Origin of the sequence: Bacillus sp. 2D03 (genome assembly GCF_003946765.1) — a bacterium.
Classification (GTDB): domain Bacteria; phylum Bacillota; class Bacilli; order Bacillales; family Bacillaceae_G; genus Bacillus_A; species Bacillus_A cereus.
The window spans coordinates 50180-64861 of sequence record NZ_RPSJ01000007.1 but is presented as its reverse complement, the minus strand read 5'-3'; the positions used below and the strand labels follow the sequence as shown (position 1 = coordinate 64861).

The following is a 14682-nucleotide window of genomic DNA, read 5'->3' as shown; positions in this document are numbered from 1 at the left end:
AAAGAGTCTTCTCATGAGAAGACTCTTTTAATCTATTTATTTCGTAATAAATTGTTGTGTCCAGTAGTTGCCGCTTTCTACATAGCCAACACCGATGTGAGTGAAGCCGTTATTTAAGATGTTTGCACGGTGTCCAGCGCTGTTCATCCAAGCTTGTACTACTTCTTCAGGTGTACGTTGGCCTTGAGCGATGTTTTCACCTGCAGATGTATAAGAAATACCAAATTTCTTCATCATATCAAACGGAGATCCGTATGTAGGACTGTTATGATCAAAGTAGTTGTTTTTTTGCATATCTTCAGACTTAATACGTGCTACTTTACTTAATTCAGTATCGATTTTTAGTGCTGGTAAGCCTTGTTTTGCACGCTCAGCGTTTGTTAATTCAACAACACGTTGTTCAAACTCGCTTAAAGATTTTGCTTCTTCAGCAGGCTTTTGCTCAGCTGGTTTTTGTTCAGCAGGTTTTTGAGTATTGTTGTTTTCAGCAGGTTTTTGAGCTTCTGGTTTTTGAACTTCTTCAGCAGGCTTTTGCTCGGCTGGTTTTTGTTCAACTGGCTTTTGAGTTTCTGGCTTAGCTGTTGGTTGCTCAGTTACAACATTTTCAGTAGGTTGTTGACCAGGAATGAAGCAGTTTGGTTGGAAGTTTCCTTGTTGCCATTGTGCTAATGATTCAACTCCCATAGATTGTAAGAATGCTTGTAATTCTTGTTGGCTCATTTGTTTCATCATCACTTTTGAATGCTGAATATTTTGAACCTTTACGTTAGATGGTTGTACTGTTGCAGCTTGTGCATCTAGAGAAGATACTCCTAAAGTAAGAGCTGTTGCAGCAGCTACAGATAATAAAACACGCTTTTTCATGATGTGTGTCCCCCTATATAAAGTTTTAATTTGTTTTCACACGATTTGTTTTTGACAGCCTGTCTGACTGACAAATTCATCGTAGCATACAATTTGCGAGAAAAAAGATGGAAAAAAATTCATAGACTTTAAAATTACCTAATTTATCCTAAGAGAAGAAGGGAGCAAAAATAAGAGAAATATAGAGTATAAAAGGAATTTATAGTGTTTTTATACTTGGTTTTAAGAGGGGATTTTTGGATAAAGTTACCTAAATAGAAAATGAAGAATCCTATTGTATCAATGGTTTGAGCGTTTTTTTGAGGAATATAATGGATTGATTTTTACAAAACTGTAATGTTTCTGTTGTTCTTTTTTATAATAAAGTAACATATTTTTAATGTTGTAGCAGACAAAAAAGCGGCTATCTCTTTACATAGACGAAGGAGATAGCCGTTTTCCTATTATTACGTATGTTACGAGTTATTACGAGTTAGTTTCAATTGCTTCTAATAATAAATCCACAATGTGAATTCCTCTCATCTTATGAGAAAGCCCTTCTCGCTCAATACCCAATTTCATTTGTAATAAACAACCCGGATTTGCAGTAACAATGGTTGCTGCTTCTGTTTCATGCACACGGTCCATTTTGTAATCTAGAAATTCCATTGATAACTCTGAATGAACAATATTGTAAATACCAGCAGAGCCACAGCAACGATCGGCATCTTTCATTTCTCGATATGTTGCACCTTGGATAGCCTCTAGTAACATACGAGGTTCAGAAGATGTGCGCATAACATTGCGTAAATGACAAGAGTCTTGATACGTAATAACTTGCGGCGTGAGTCGTAAGTCAGTTCGCTTATGGAAGTCTAGTTCTACTAGTATAGCAGTAATATCTTTAATCTTAGAAACAAACTGCTTAGCACGTTCAGCCCAATCCGGATCATCCTTTAAAAGATAATCATAGTCTACGAGGTAAGCTCCGCAACCACCTGCATTCGTAATAATATAGTCGATGTTTAAGTCTTCGAATGCTTTTATATTGCGCTTTGCTAATTCTTTTGCTCCACTCTTTTCACCAGCATGTCCATGCAATGCACCGCAGCAACTTTGTGTTTTCGGAATAATGATATCACAACCAGCTAATTGAAGAAGTTTCATCGTTGCGTTATTTGTTTCTAAAAACATCGTATCCATTAAGCAGCCTGTGAAGAATGCAACTTGTTTTTTCTTTGTACTTTCTGCAGGTAAAAATGAAGGACGATCTTTCATCGCTTTCATTTTAGGGACTTTTGGTAAAACGAGATCCATCGTTGCAAGTGTTTCGGGGAATAACTTCATAATCCCTGTTTTATGTGTTAGCGTTTGTAAACCAGAACGTTGATAAAATCCGATTAGTCCAGTTAATGTTCTCATTCGATTTTGATGGGGGAATAATCCTTCAAAAACGACTTTTCGAACAGCTTTCACTGGCACCGAGAATTTTTTATTTTGATTAATAATATCACGAGCTTCTTCTAATAAATGCCCATAATTTACACCAGATGGACAAACAGGCTCACAAGCACGGCAACCAAGACAAACGTTTAATGTATTCTCAACATCTTCATCTGGTTCGATTAAACCATCAACGACAGCTTTCATTAATGCGATACGTCCGCGCGGTGAATGTGATTCTTTATATCCGGATTGAATGTAGGTAGGACAAGTAGGTAAACAAAAACCGCATCGCATACAGTTTAGTAATTCATCTTCACTTAATCGTTCTTTAAATTCTTTTTGAATATTTTCTTTATTCAATGTCGTCATCGCTCAACCACCACTCTTTTTCGGGTGTCTTTCGCGAACATTTTTCCAGGATTCATAATGTTATTTGGATCGAAAGCTTGCTTTATTCCTTGCATAGCTGCAATACCTTCTTTACCTAATTTCATTTCTAAATATGGAGCTTTCATCGCACCAACACCATGTTCACCAGTAATTGTGCCACCAAGTTCAATTGCTTTCGCAAATATTTCAGCAAAAGCTTGTTCAGCTCGGTGCATTTCTTCTGCATTACGAGCGTCTGTCATACAAGTTGGATGTAAGTTACCATCACCAGCGTGTCCAAACGTACAAATAGGAATATTATATTTTTTTGCAATGGTATTAATAGCTTCAACCATTGGAGCTATTTGTGAACGTGGTACAGTTGCATCTTCTAATATTGTAGTAGGTTTTAATCGTGCGAGCGCTGATAGGGCACTACGGCGAGCGGTACGAAGCGCATCTGCTTCCGTCTCATCTTTTGCAACGCGAACATCAACTGCATTCATAGAGTGACAAATGTTAGCCATTTTTTCAATATCACGATTGACTACTTCGGGTGGACCGTCTTGTTCGATTAATAAAATTGCTTTTACATCTGTAGGTAAACCGATTTGTGCAAACTCTTCTACTACTTCAATTGTCGGTTGGTCTAAAAACTCCAGTGTTGCTGGAATGATTTTATTTGCAATAATAGAAGAAACAGCACGTGCAGCTTCATTAATATCTTCATATAATGCAAGCATTGTTTTCTTTGTTTCAGGCATAGGAACAAGTTTTAATATGGCTTCTGTTACCACGCCAAGTGTTCCTTCAGAACCGATAAATAAACGAGTTAAATCGTAACCAGCTACATCTTTTGCTAATTTACCACCAGTGCGAATAATATCACCATTTGGTAAGACAAGTTCAAGCCCCATTACATAATCACGTGTTACGCCATATTTCAAACCGCGTAATCCACCTGAGTTTTCATTAATATTACCGCCGATTGTAGAAATTTTCATCGAGCTTGGATCTGGTGGATAAAATAAACCTTTTTCTTCTACCGCTTTAATAATATCAAGTGTAATGACACCAGCTTGTACAGTAATTGTTAAGTTTTCTTCATCAATTTCTAAAATATTGTTCATATGGCGGAAAATAAGGACGATACCGCCTTCAAGTGGACATGTTCCTGCGCAAAGATTTGTTCCAGACCCGCGCACATACACAGGAATTTTGTGAGTGTTACATACTTTTAACACTTCAGCTACTTCATTTGTATTACGAGGAGCAATGACTGCATCAGGCATTGCTTGGAAGTTTGGAGTGGCATCATAACTATAAGTTAAACGCCCCATATTGGATGTATCTACATTATCTTCGCCAACAATAGATACGAATGAATGAATAATTTGTTTTTCTAACATTGGAAATCCCCCTCAAACTGTTAACGTGTTTAGTTATAATAAACAACGTGGTAACAGTGCTTTCATTATAATGATAAAAAAGTCGAGGGATTCTTTCTATGTATAATCATCTAAAGATTAATCTGTTTTATCGTTCTTTTTTGTATGATTATCTAATAGGAGGAGTGCGAAGTATAAAACGTTTAAGTCTTTGAATTGTTTTGGATCAAGTCCTGTATGTTCTTCAATCTTTTTTAGCCTATAATGTAAGGTGTTAATGTGTATATGTAATTGTTTAGCTGTCTGTTTATAAGATTGGTTATAATCGATAAATAAGCGTAAAGTGTGCATAAGCTCAGGAGATGATAGTAAGCTTTCGATGGTACGCTCTAGAAATTGTTCACGCGTTTCGGCAGAAATATCTTGTAAACACATTTCTAAACGTAAATCTTCATTAAATACAATTTTTTTCGTTTCCAATGATACAGAAAGAGCACGTAATGCTTGTTCGTAACATATGTTCATATTGTTTGGGGTAACTGTTTGCCCAATCCCGATATATAAAGGAATAGAAAATAAAGCTTCGCAGTCTTGTTTTAACCGTTTTAAAAACTGATAAGTTTGTTCTTTGGAGCTCATCGCTGTAAATAAAATAAAACGATCATTTCCCCAGCGAACAAATAGATGCTCTTTTGTTAAAATATTTCGTACATGTTGCCATATTTTACGCTGGAGCATTGTGTCATTTTTGCCAATAGAAAACAAAACAAGTTGTTTTTTCTTATATAAATCAATGCCAAGTGTTTTGGCACGATCAAGAAAACTCGGGGACCACTCTGTATTTTGAAGCCAATCAAAGACAAAAGCTTCATAAGAACGGTGCTCAAGTTCTAATTGCTCTAAAAAGTAGTTTTCATGAATTAATAATTCGGTCATCTTACGCAATATTTCTCCGTAGCGTGAAATATTTTCAGGTTCTCCGGTAATCCCAATGACACCAATTACTTCATCATGAAATAATAGAGGAAGATTCATCCCAGCCTTTACACCTTGCAATCGCCTTTCATCTTCTTTTGTAATGATGACGGTTTTCTTTTGTTTAGCGCAGCGGAGTGCACCTTCATGAAATTGGCCAATTCTTTCTGTATCTGTACTTGCGATAATAACGCCTTCTATATTAATGATAATTATATTTTCTGTAATTAGTCTGCGTACTTCTCGTACAATTTTATTCGCTAAATCAGGAAATAGCATAATTGACACACCTCAAATTCTATTTGTTGTACATTATATATGTAAATTGAGTAAGAAAGGGAAATTTCACACTTTCCACACATTTATTTGTTATTTTACAATTATAACGAAATCATCTGAAGATGGAGGGAATCTTTTGAGAAAGTATGTTTTTCTTCTCTGTTTTTTATTTCTATTAGTAGGGTGTCAAGGAAGTTCATATACACCAATTGCTAAAGATAAAAATGTTATTATAACTACGAATATAAAAGAAGGCAGTATTAGTTTTATTGATAAAAAAGATAAAAAGTTAATTACGACATGGGAACTAAATGAGCCAATGGCCGGAATCACACTGCTTCCAAATGGCGATGAAATACTTGTATACGGTAAGCAATTAGAATATATGTATGTATATTCACTAGCGGAAGGAAGGCAAGTGGAAAAATATAAAACTGGAAAGGGCATTGTAAATGTGGTCGTATCAGCAGATAAAAAACAATTATTTGCTGCTGATCAAAATGTTCAAAAGGTAAGGTTCTTTACGATAAATGGGAAAGAGACAGGAAATGTTTCAACAGGAAAAGGGCCTATAACGATGGTAGAGTATCAGAATCGGTTATCTGTACTAAACTTTTATGATACGAAACTAACGACAATTGATACGAAGAAAAAAGAAGTTGTTCAATCCTTTATGATTCCGCCAGCATCAACAGGAGCGACGATTAGTCCTGATGGGAAAGAAATATGGATTGGCGGGCATGGTGATGGAAATCAAGTGAATGAGAAAGTATTAGTGTATTCTTTACAGAGCGGTGAAATGGTACGTTCTTTACACGCTCCATTTATGCCTGTGAACATAACGAAAGATAATAAGTACATATATGCATTAAGCCACGGTTCGAATATGCTTAGAAAATTTGATATTAGTACGTATAAAGAGGTAGCTTCCGTTGAAATAGGCTCAAATCCATTTGCATTTTTGAAAAGCGGAGCAGAAGGATATGTAGCAAGTTATGATAGTGATGAAGTGTGCGTCATGGATATGAAGAGTATGAAAATAAAACAAACAATTAAAGTCGGAAAAGGACCGTTTCAACTCATAGAGAGGGAAGGGAAGGACAATGAATAAATATAGAGTGCTAGTTGTAGATGATGAAAGTGATATGAGACAGCTTGTTGGAATGTATTTGGATAACTTTGGATATGAGTGGGGAGAAGCTGAAAACGGAAAAGAGGCTCTTAAAAAACTAGAAACGGATCATTATGATTTCGTTGTATTAGATATAATGATGCCAGAAATGGATGGACTTTCAGTTTGTAAAGAAATTAGAAAAACGTCAGATGTGCCGATTATATTTTTAACCGCAAAAGGTGAAGAGTGGAATAGGGTGAATGGCTTACGTATGGGAGCAGATGATTATATTGTAAAACCGTTTAGTCCTGGTGAATTGGTTGCCCGTATGGAAGCCGTACTAAGAAGATATACAAAGCAAGAACAGCAAGAAGAGATTCAATTTGGACCAATTCTTATCAATGAAAAAAGCAGACGAATTGAGGCGAATGGTGAGTTGATTTCTCTTACTGTAAAAGAGTTTGATTTACTATATTTTCTTTGTCAGCATACAGGACAAGTATTTAGCCGGGAGCAATTACTTGAAAAGGTATGGGGATATGATTATGCCGGAAGTACAAGAACAGTAGATACGCACGTGAAAACGATGCGCTTGAAGCTTGGAGAAAGTGGAAACTACATTCAAACTGTTTGGGGTGTAGGCTATAAATTTGAGGTGTAACATATGTTTACGATGGTACAAAAACTTTGGCTTACAGTAGTATGTGCAGTATGTGTAACAGTGTCCTTTCTTTATTTCGTATCTTTATACTCGTATGAAAAGTTATACGTTGATAATTTAAAAGCTTCGTTAGTAATGGAAGGAAAAAGTCTTGCTGCTCAATATGATAAGCGTGAAGGAATATCAACTTTTGAAGAGAAAGTAAGATCGTTTGATCAAATATCTAGTTCGGACGTTATTTTCGTATCTAATCCGCGTGATTTAAGCGCATGTTTGCCTTTTGATGTGCATCATCATTCTCTTATAAGTGAAGGAGATAGGCAAACGCTATTAGATGGGGAAACTGTGACAAAAATAGGATATGAAGAACATTTTGACCGTAATATTATGGGGGTTGTCATTCCTGTATTGGAAAATAAAAAATTAGTCGGAATTGTCTATTCGTATATTCCTTTAAAAAGTATAAAAGATTTAATCTATGATATGGGTCTTATTTTAGCACCGTTAGCAATTGCTATGATTTTAATTACGATATGGGTTGGAAGAAAAATTATAATTGCAATTACGAAGCCACTTTCGCAAATGGAGCGGGTTGCAAATCATTTGGCTACGGGAGATTTTTCGGAGCGGATTACAGTTTCTTCAGAGGATGAAATTGGACGATTAGGAAAAGCATTTAATAAAATGGCAAATTCATTAGAAACAGAAGATGTAAAGCGTAAGGAATTTTTAGCAAATGTTTCGCATGAACTTAGAACACCACTTAGTTATATAAAAGGGTATAGCGAGGCTATTTTAGATGGTGTTGCAAAGGGAGCTCAGCAGGAAAAAGTAACTCAGCTAATTCATAAAGAAGCAGGTCGTATGCAGCGTCTCGTTCATGACTTGTTAGACTTAGCACAATTAGAAGGTGAGCACTTTCCGTTAAAGAAGCAACCTATCGTTTTTTCACAGCTGATTGAAGACGTATTAGATACGTATGAGATTAAGTTTATAGAAAAAGAAATTCATATTTCAACCAATTTAAATCCAGAGGTCATTGTCATGATTGATGAGGATCGTATGCAACAAGTGCTTCATAATGTGTTAGATAATGCGATACGATATACAAATCAAAAAGGAAATATCGTTATAACTTTAGAGCAAATCGATGATTACTGTGAATTAAAAATAAAAGATACAGGAATTGGCATTGATATAGAGCATTTGGAGAATCTTGGGGAACGCTTTTACAGAGTTGATAAAGCGAGAAGTCGTCAACATGGTGGAACAGGTTTAGGCCTTGCTATTGTGAAACAAATTGTTCATATACATGGTGGACAGTGGAAAATTGAAAGTGAAAAAGATAAGGGAACAACGGTTATTATTAAACTGAATGTACAGGATGAGGGGGGCATGTTCTAATTTTCAGGGCATGTTCTTTATATTGAAGAAAATATTTATCCCGCTATTCGCTGGTCAGTAAGACCCTCACCTCAAAATTCAGCGGAAGCAAAGAAGTTAGGTGGAGGCACTGCTGCCCGTAAAAGCCCGATTGGTGAGGGCTAATAATCAGTGGGGGATGAACAAAACCCTCACTGATTAAAGTTTCACTTTATACGTAAAAATATAAATTAATATGTAATAAATATCGAAAATTTGACTATTTTATGAACAAAACATTTGTACTTCTTATCAATTCGGTCTAAAATAGTTATGATGCAAAGTTCTTATAAATCGTTTCAATTGTTGTTTGGAAGATACTGAGGTGATTTAACTGGAGTACAAATCTATTAAACCGAAAAAAATTTACGAAGAAGTATCTGAAGCTATTTTAACAATGATTAAAAATGGTACGTTAAAACCTGGTGACAAACTACTCCCTGTGCATCAATTAGCTGAGCAGTTTCAAGTTGGCAGATCTGCTGTTCGTGAAGCGCTAAGTGCGCTAAGAGCGATGGGCTTAATTGAGATGAAACAAGGAGAAGGTACATATGTGAAGAACTTCGATTCTTCTTCATTAACGAAATCATTAAACAATAGATTATTAATGAAGAAAGAAGATATTTTGAATTTATTAGAAGTACGAAAGGTGCTTGAAGTGGGGGCAGTTCGAGTAGCGGCGGCAAAACGTACGGAAGATAATTTACAAAATATGAAACATTGGTTAGATGAAATGGCAAAGAGCATTGGAGATGAAAAGGCTGGCGAAAAAGCCGATTTTCAATTTCATATGGGAATTGCAGAGTCTTCGCATAATAGCATTTTGCTTGAACTCATGAATCATGTTTCAGAGATGATTGCTGAAACGATTGGTGAATCAAGACGCATTATTTTATATGGTGAACAAACGACATCAGAACGACTTATAGAAGAGCATCAAGTTATATATGATGCGGTGTTAAAACAAGATGTAGAATTAGCGCAGCAAGCAATGCTAGATCACTTAACAAATGTAGAACATATTGTCACAGGTAAAAACGATATAAATTCGTAATTTAATCTTTTAAAAATTTAATTTTCTGATAAAATAGAGAAAGATTAAGTAAGCGTTTTCTTTAGAAGAGGGAGAGGATAGGCCATGGTTGAGCCTATTTCTTCTCTGCTAAGTCATCTGATGACCATATGTTTGTTGGTGAAGTTGTAAAAAGGGGGAGTAATAGTTATGAAAGTTACTTTATTTGTTACTTGTTTAGTCGATATGTTTGAAACAAATGTCGGCAAAGCAACGGTTGAAGTGTTGGAGCGTTTAGGTTGTGAAATTGAATTTCCAGAAGCGCAAGTTTGTTGTGGTCAGCCTGCTTATAATAGCGGCCATGTAGAAGCAGCAAAAGAAGCAATGAAACATATGATTGAAACTTTCGAAGATGCAGAATATATTGTTACGCCATCTGGTTCTTGTGCGACAATGTTTCATGAGTATCCACATGTTTTCAAAGATGATCCAAAGTGGGCTAAACGTGCACAAAAAGTTGCTGATAAAACTTATGAATTTACACAGTTTATTGTGGATGTTTTAAAGGTTACTGATGTTGGTGCAAGTTTACCAGGGGTCGCTACTATTCATAAATCATGTCATATGACACGTATGCTTGGAATAAAAGAAGCACCAGGAATTTTATTATCAAATGTAAAAGGATTAACTGTGAGAGATTTGCCAAACGTGCAAAATTGTTGCGGGTTTGGGGGAACGTTTTCAGTTAAGATGACTCCAATTTCTGAGCAAATGGTAGACGAAAAAGTAGATAGTGTAATGGAAACAGGTGCAGATTATTTAATCGGTGCAGATTGTGGGTGTTTGTTAAACATTGGCGGACGTATTGAGCGTTTAGGAAAAGAAGTAAAAGTAATGCATATTGCTGAGGTACTGAATAGTCGCTCATGAAGGGGGAACATAAGCTATGTCTATGAAAATCAGTGAGAAAAAATTTAATGATCGCGTTGGTGATGGAATTCAAGATTCGTTTATGCGCGGAGCAGTATCTTCTGCACAAACGCGTTTATATACGAATCGCTTAAAAGCCGCAGATGAACTAGGAAACTGGGAAGAGTGGCGTGAACTAGGTGAACAAATTCGTCAACATACGTTAGAAAATCTTGATTATTACTTAATGCAGTTAAGTGAAAATGTATCAAAAAGAGGCGGACACGTGTACTTTGCGAAAACGAAAGAGGAAGCAGCAAAGTATATTCAAGACGTTGCAAAAAAGAAGCAGGCAAAAAAGGTAGTAAAATCAAAGTCGATGGTAACAGAAGAAATTAGTATGAACCATGCGCTTGAAGAGATTGGCTGTGAAGTGTTAGAGAGTGACTTAGGAGAGTATATCTTGCAAGTAGATAACGATCCACCTTCACATATTATTGCACCTGCACTTCATAAAAATAGAACGCAAATTCGCGATGTATTTAAAGAAAAGCTAGGCTATGAAAATTCTGATGACCCGTATGAAATGACAAAGTTTGTTCGTAAACAACTTCGTGAGAAATTTATGGATGCAGAAATTGGTGTAACTGGTTGTAACTTTGCTGTTGCAAATACTGGCTCTCTTTGTTTAGTAACGAATGAAGGTAATGCAGATCTTGTTATGTCAATTCCTAAAACACAAATAGCGGTAATGGGTATGGAACGTATGGTTCCGACAATGGAAGAATTAGATGTTTTAGTTGGTTTACTATGTCGTAGTGCAGTAGGTCAAAAATTAACAAGTTATGTAACAGTAGCGGGGCCAATTCAAGAAGAGGAAGTTGATGGACCTGAAGAATTTCATTTAGTTGTTGTTGATAATGGTCGCTCTCAAATTCTTGGATCTGAATTCCGTTCAGTATTACAATGTATTCGTTGCGCTGCTTGTGTTAATGTATGTCCTGTATATCGTCACGTTGGTGGACATTCATATGGATCGATTTACTCAGGACCAATCGGTGCGGTATTAACACCGCTTCTAGGTGGATATGATGATTACAAAGAGCTTCCTTATGCATCTAGTTTATGCGGAGCATGTACAGAAGCTTGTCCAGTAAAAATTCCATTGCATGATTTATTATTAAAACATCGTCAAGTCATCGTTGAGCAAGAAGGTCGTGCACCACTTGCAGAAAAACTGGCTATGAAAATGTTTAGTATGGGTGCTTCTTCAGCTGCTTTATATAAAATGGGTTCAAAAATGGCACCAGCGGCAATGAGTCCATTTACATCTGGTAATCGTGTATCAAAAGGTGTTGGACCACTTAAAAACTGGACGGATATTCGTGAATTCCCAGCTCCAAGTAAAGAACGATTCCGTGATTGGTATAAAGATCATAAGAAAGGCGGGGATAAATAATGACAGGATTAATTCAAAACCGTGATGCCTTTCTAGATAACATTGCAAAAGAACTTGGGCGCGCGCGTAAAACAGAAGGCGTAGAGCGTCCAGTATGGAAAAGTAATGTGAATATAGAAACGTTAAAAGATTATTCACAAGAAGAATTACTAGAAGTGTTTAAAGAGCAATGTACAAACATTCATACAACTGTAGTAGAAACGACAAACGACCGTTTAGGTGAAGACCTTCAAAAAGTAATCATGGAAAACGGCGGGGGACCTATTTTATTATCAGCAGATGCGCGTTTTGATGCATATGGTTTAACATCTTTATTTAAAGAAGAACTTCCAAAGCGAGATGTTGAAGTAAATGTATGGGATCCAGAGAGAAAAGACGAAAATATGCGTTTAGCTGAAAAAGCGAATATTGGTATTGCATTTAGTGATTATACATTAGCTGAATCTGGTACAATTGTTGTACAAAGTCATAAAGGTCAAGGGCGTTCTTTACACTTTTTACCGACTGTATATTTTGCTATTATTCCACGTGAAACACTTGTGCCTCGTATTACACAAGCAGTTCAGGATATGAACTCACGCGTAGAAAATGGGGAGACAGCGGCATCTTGTATTAACTTTATTACAGGGCCAAGTAACTCGGCTGACATCGAGATGAATCTTGTTGTCGGAGTACATGGACCATTAAAAGCAGTTTATTTCATCGTATAAAAGAGGGGAAAGCAGGCCAGGAAATGGCCTGCTTTTTAGTAGAATAAAGGATAATATGAAGTAGAAGTTCTCTCCTTTTTTTGCTATGTTTTTTGGGAAAGGAGAGGAAGGGATGTTCACTTATTTATATGCACTGTTAGCAGGGATGGTGTTTGGTTCTTTTTTTATGCTAGTTGCGATGAGGGTTCCATTAGGTGCTTCTATTATTACCCCGCGTTCACATTGTGGTTATTGCAAATATGTGCTAAGGACAAAAGAACTAATCCCTATCATTTCATTTTATATACAAAGAGGCTGTTGTACGAATTGTAAGAGGAAAATTCCAATTATGTATGTAGCATTTGAATGTATAACAGGAGGTATATTTCTTCTTACAGTGTATATGATTGGAATAGAACGAGAGCTTATTATTATTTTATCCCTTTTTTCGCTACTTCTTATTATTTCAGTTACAGATTACTTATATATGTTAATTCCTGATTGTATTTTAATTTCGTTTGCCTTTTTACTCATTCTCGAAAGTGTTTTTGTACAATTAGTTACTTGGACAGATAGTATAGCTGGTAGTGGTGTTATATTTATTTTGTTATATTGCATGCAAAAGATATATCCAGAAGGGCTTGGCGGAGGAGATATAAAACTACTTTCGTTACTTGGATTTATAGTAGGAGTGAAAGGAGTTTTTATCGTTTTATTTTTAGCATCTTGTTTTAGTCTTTGTTTTTTCGGGATTGGTATCGGATTAAAACGTATAGAAGTACGAAAGCCAATTCCATTTGGTCCTTTTATTAGTCTCGGGGCAATATGTTATGTATTGGCCGCATATTCAAATTAGAGAGGGAATCGAAAATGAACGTATATATGGATGATCAAAGAAGTTGCCCGTTCGGGTATGTGCCCGCAACTACAGTAGAATGTGCTTTGCAAATGGTTCGGGATTATGATGTGAATATTCTTTCTCTTGATTTTAATATGGGATGGGGAGCGAAAAATGGACTAGATTTTGTAGAAGCTTTTTGTACAGAGGGGTTATATGTAAATGAAATTCACTTTCATACGAATGATGTTATCGGTATGCACAAGATGAAACAGAGAATGGATAAGGGAAAGGAAGAAGGAGAAATTACTCCTCACCTTGTTGTTAAATACGTGGGAAGCTAAAAACTCCAAAGTAAAACTTTGGAGTTTTTAATGCTTCATATGGGCTTGTAAAGGAATAATCTCTTCTTGTTGAGCTGTTGCGATTTCAGTTTCTTCCTGTTGAACTTCAGGCGTTTTCTTTGTTAAGTAGTGGTATACCATACCGACAAATACTGATCCGCCAATAATGTTACCAATTGTAACAGGAATTAAGTTATGAATAGCACCTGAAAAAGAAATTGTCTCAGGATGCGGTGAAACTAAAGATAAAGCAAAGAGTGATAAGTTTGCAATACTATGTTCGTAACCAGATAAGAAGAATGTGAAAACAAGTAGCATCATGACCATTATTTTTGCTGTGTCACCTTTAACCTGAGAAGGTAAGAAGCAAGCAAGACATACGAGCCAGTTACATAAAATGGCTTTAAAGAATAACTGCATTGTAGGTGTATTCATCTTTCCTTCAACGACTTTACTCATTAAGTGACCGTGATCAATTGCTTCAAAAATTCCAGTTGCGTAAAATAGTAAGGCAAAGAATAATGCGCCGGCTAAGTTACCTGCATAACAAGCAACCCAGTTACGAAGTGTATCAGAAATCGTTGTTTCTTTTCTTAAAGTTGCTACAGTAAAGTACATTGTGTTTCCAGTAAACAATTCAGCACCGCCATATATAATAAGTACGAGAGCAATCCCGAAAAACATAGAGGCAGATAAATAAGTTGCTGGTGAATCTGCAATGTGAAAAAAGTTACCTAATTTAAAACATAGTACAATAATAAAACCGATATAAATCCCCGCAAGTGCAGCACGAATGAAATATTGCATTGGGTTTGTATCTAGTATTTTCTTTTTGCTTTTAGCCAGTTTGACAACATAATCTAGTCCTTGTTCTAGCATGAGTAATACGCTCCTTTAGTAAATCTTCTATAAATACTCCTTATATGAATAAAGT

Annotated in this window: 14 protein-coding genes; 9 read left to right on the top strand and 5 right to left on the bottom strand. The window is 36.0% G+C overall.

Annotated features, from left to right (window positions below; genetic code table 11):
- Nucleotides 1-36: 36 nt before the first annotated feature.
- From EBQ15_RS16925 to EBQ15_RS16910, 4 genes are all read right to left on the bottom strand, one after another.
- A complete protein-coding gene (locus tag EBQ15_RS16925) occupies nucleotides 37-864 on the bottom strand; it encodes a CAP domain-containing protein (RefSeq protein ID WP_000747596.1) in 828 nt (275 codons plus the stop codon).
- A 465-nt stretch (nucleotides 865-1329) separates the two neighbouring features.
- Complete coding sequence (locus EBQ15_RS16920; protein ID WP_000209645.1) at nucleotides 1330-2658, bottom strand: (Fe-S)-binding protein; 1329 nt, start codon at nucleotides 2656-2658, stop codon at nucleotides 1330-1332.
- Nucleotides 2655-4067, bottom strand: coding sequence for a glycolate oxidase subunit GlcD (glcD, locus tag EBQ15_RS16915; protein WP_000890753.1), 1413 nt, complete (start codon nucleotides 4065-4067; stop codon nucleotides 2655-2657). Before glcD ends, EBQ15_RS16920 begins: the two co-directional genes overlap by 4 nt.
- A gap of 117 nt (nucleotides 4068-4184) precedes the next feature.
- A complete protein-coding gene (locus tag EBQ15_RS16910) occupies nucleotides 4185-5309 on the bottom strand; it encodes a CdaR family transcriptional regulator (RefSeq protein ID WP_001999325.1) in 1125 nt (374 codons plus the stop codon).
- A gap of 127 nt (nucleotides 5310-5436) precedes the next feature.
- Here EBQ15_RS16910 and EBQ15_RS16905 point away from each other — a divergent pair, with 127 nt between their 5' ends.
- The 9 genes from EBQ15_RS16905 (at nucleotide 5437) to EBQ15_RS16865 (ending at nucleotide 13748) form a co-directional block, all read left to right on the top strand.
- Nucleotides 5437-6411 (top strand): YncE family protein, encoded by a 975-nt coding sequence (locus tag EBQ15_RS16905; protein ID WP_001234145.1) that lies wholly within the window; start codon nucleotides 5437-5439, stop codon nucleotides 6409-6411.
- Entirely contained in the window at nucleotides 6404-7075 is a 672-nt protein-coding gene (locus EBQ15_RS16900; RefSeq protein WP_001046399.1) for a response regulator transcription factor, read from the top strand. Before EBQ15_RS16905 ends, EBQ15_RS16900 begins: the two co-directional genes overlap by 8 nt.
- Nucleotides 7076-7078: 3 nt before the next feature.
- Entirely contained in the window at nucleotides 7079-8479 is a 1401-nt protein-coding gene (locus tag EBQ15_RS16895; protein WP_000494794.1) for a sensor histidine kinase, read from the top strand.
- A gap of 382 nt (nucleotides 8480-8861) precedes the next feature.
- Nucleotides 8862-9551 (top strand): FadR/GntR family transcriptional regulator, encoded by a 690-nt coding sequence (locus EBQ15_RS16890; RefSeq protein WP_254904472.1) that lies wholly within the window; start codon nucleotides 8862-8864, stop codon nucleotides 9549-9551.
- Between the two features lie 168 nt (nucleotides 9552-9719).
- Nucleotides 9720-10439 carry a (Fe-S)-binding protein gene (locus EBQ15_RS16885; RefSeq protein ID WP_000869150.1) on the top strand — a complete coding sequence of 240 codons (720 nt, stop codon included), beginning with the start codon at nucleotides 9720-9722 and terminating at the stop codon, nucleotides 10437-10439.
- 16 nt (nucleotides 10440-10455) lie between these two features.
- Nucleotides 10456-11877, top strand: coding sequence for a LutB/LldF family L-lactate oxidation iron-sulfur protein (locus EBQ15_RS16880; RefSeq protein ID WP_000061930.1), 1422 nt, complete (start codon nucleotides 10456-10458; stop codon nucleotides 11875-11877).
- Nucleotides 11877-12587 carry a LutC/YkgG family protein gene (locus tag EBQ15_RS16875; protein WP_000147183.1) on the top strand — a complete coding sequence of 237 codons (711 nt, stop codon included), beginning with the start codon at nucleotides 11877-11879 and terminating at the stop codon, nucleotides 12585-12587. Before EBQ15_RS16880 ends, EBQ15_RS16875 begins: the two co-directional genes overlap by 1 nt.
- Nucleotides 12588-12699: 112 nt before the next feature.
- Nucleotides 12700-13422, top strand: a complete 723-nt coding sequence (locus EBQ15_RS16870; protein ID WP_000495718.1) for a prepilin peptidase — start codon at nucleotides 12700-12702, stop codon at nucleotides 13420-13422.
- Nucleotides 13423-13436: 14 nt separating this feature from the next.
- Nucleotides 13437-13748, top strand: a complete 312-nt coding sequence (locus EBQ15_RS16865; protein ID WP_001103761.1) for a cyclic-phosphate processing receiver domain-containing protein — start codon at nucleotides 13437-13439, stop codon at nucleotides 13746-13748.
- A 27-nt stretch (nucleotides 13749-13775) separates the two neighbouring features.
- On the opposite strand, the gene EBQ15_RS16860 is transcribed toward EBQ15_RS16865, so the two are convergent.
- The gene (locus EBQ15_RS16860; RefSeq protein ID WP_000893029.1) at nucleotides 13776-14627 is read right to left on the bottom strand and encodes a formate/nitrite transporter family protein; all 852 of its coding nucleotides are present in this window, start codon (nucleotides 14625-14627) and stop codon (nucleotides 13776-13778) included.
- Nucleotides 14628-14682: the final 55 nt, after the last annotated feature.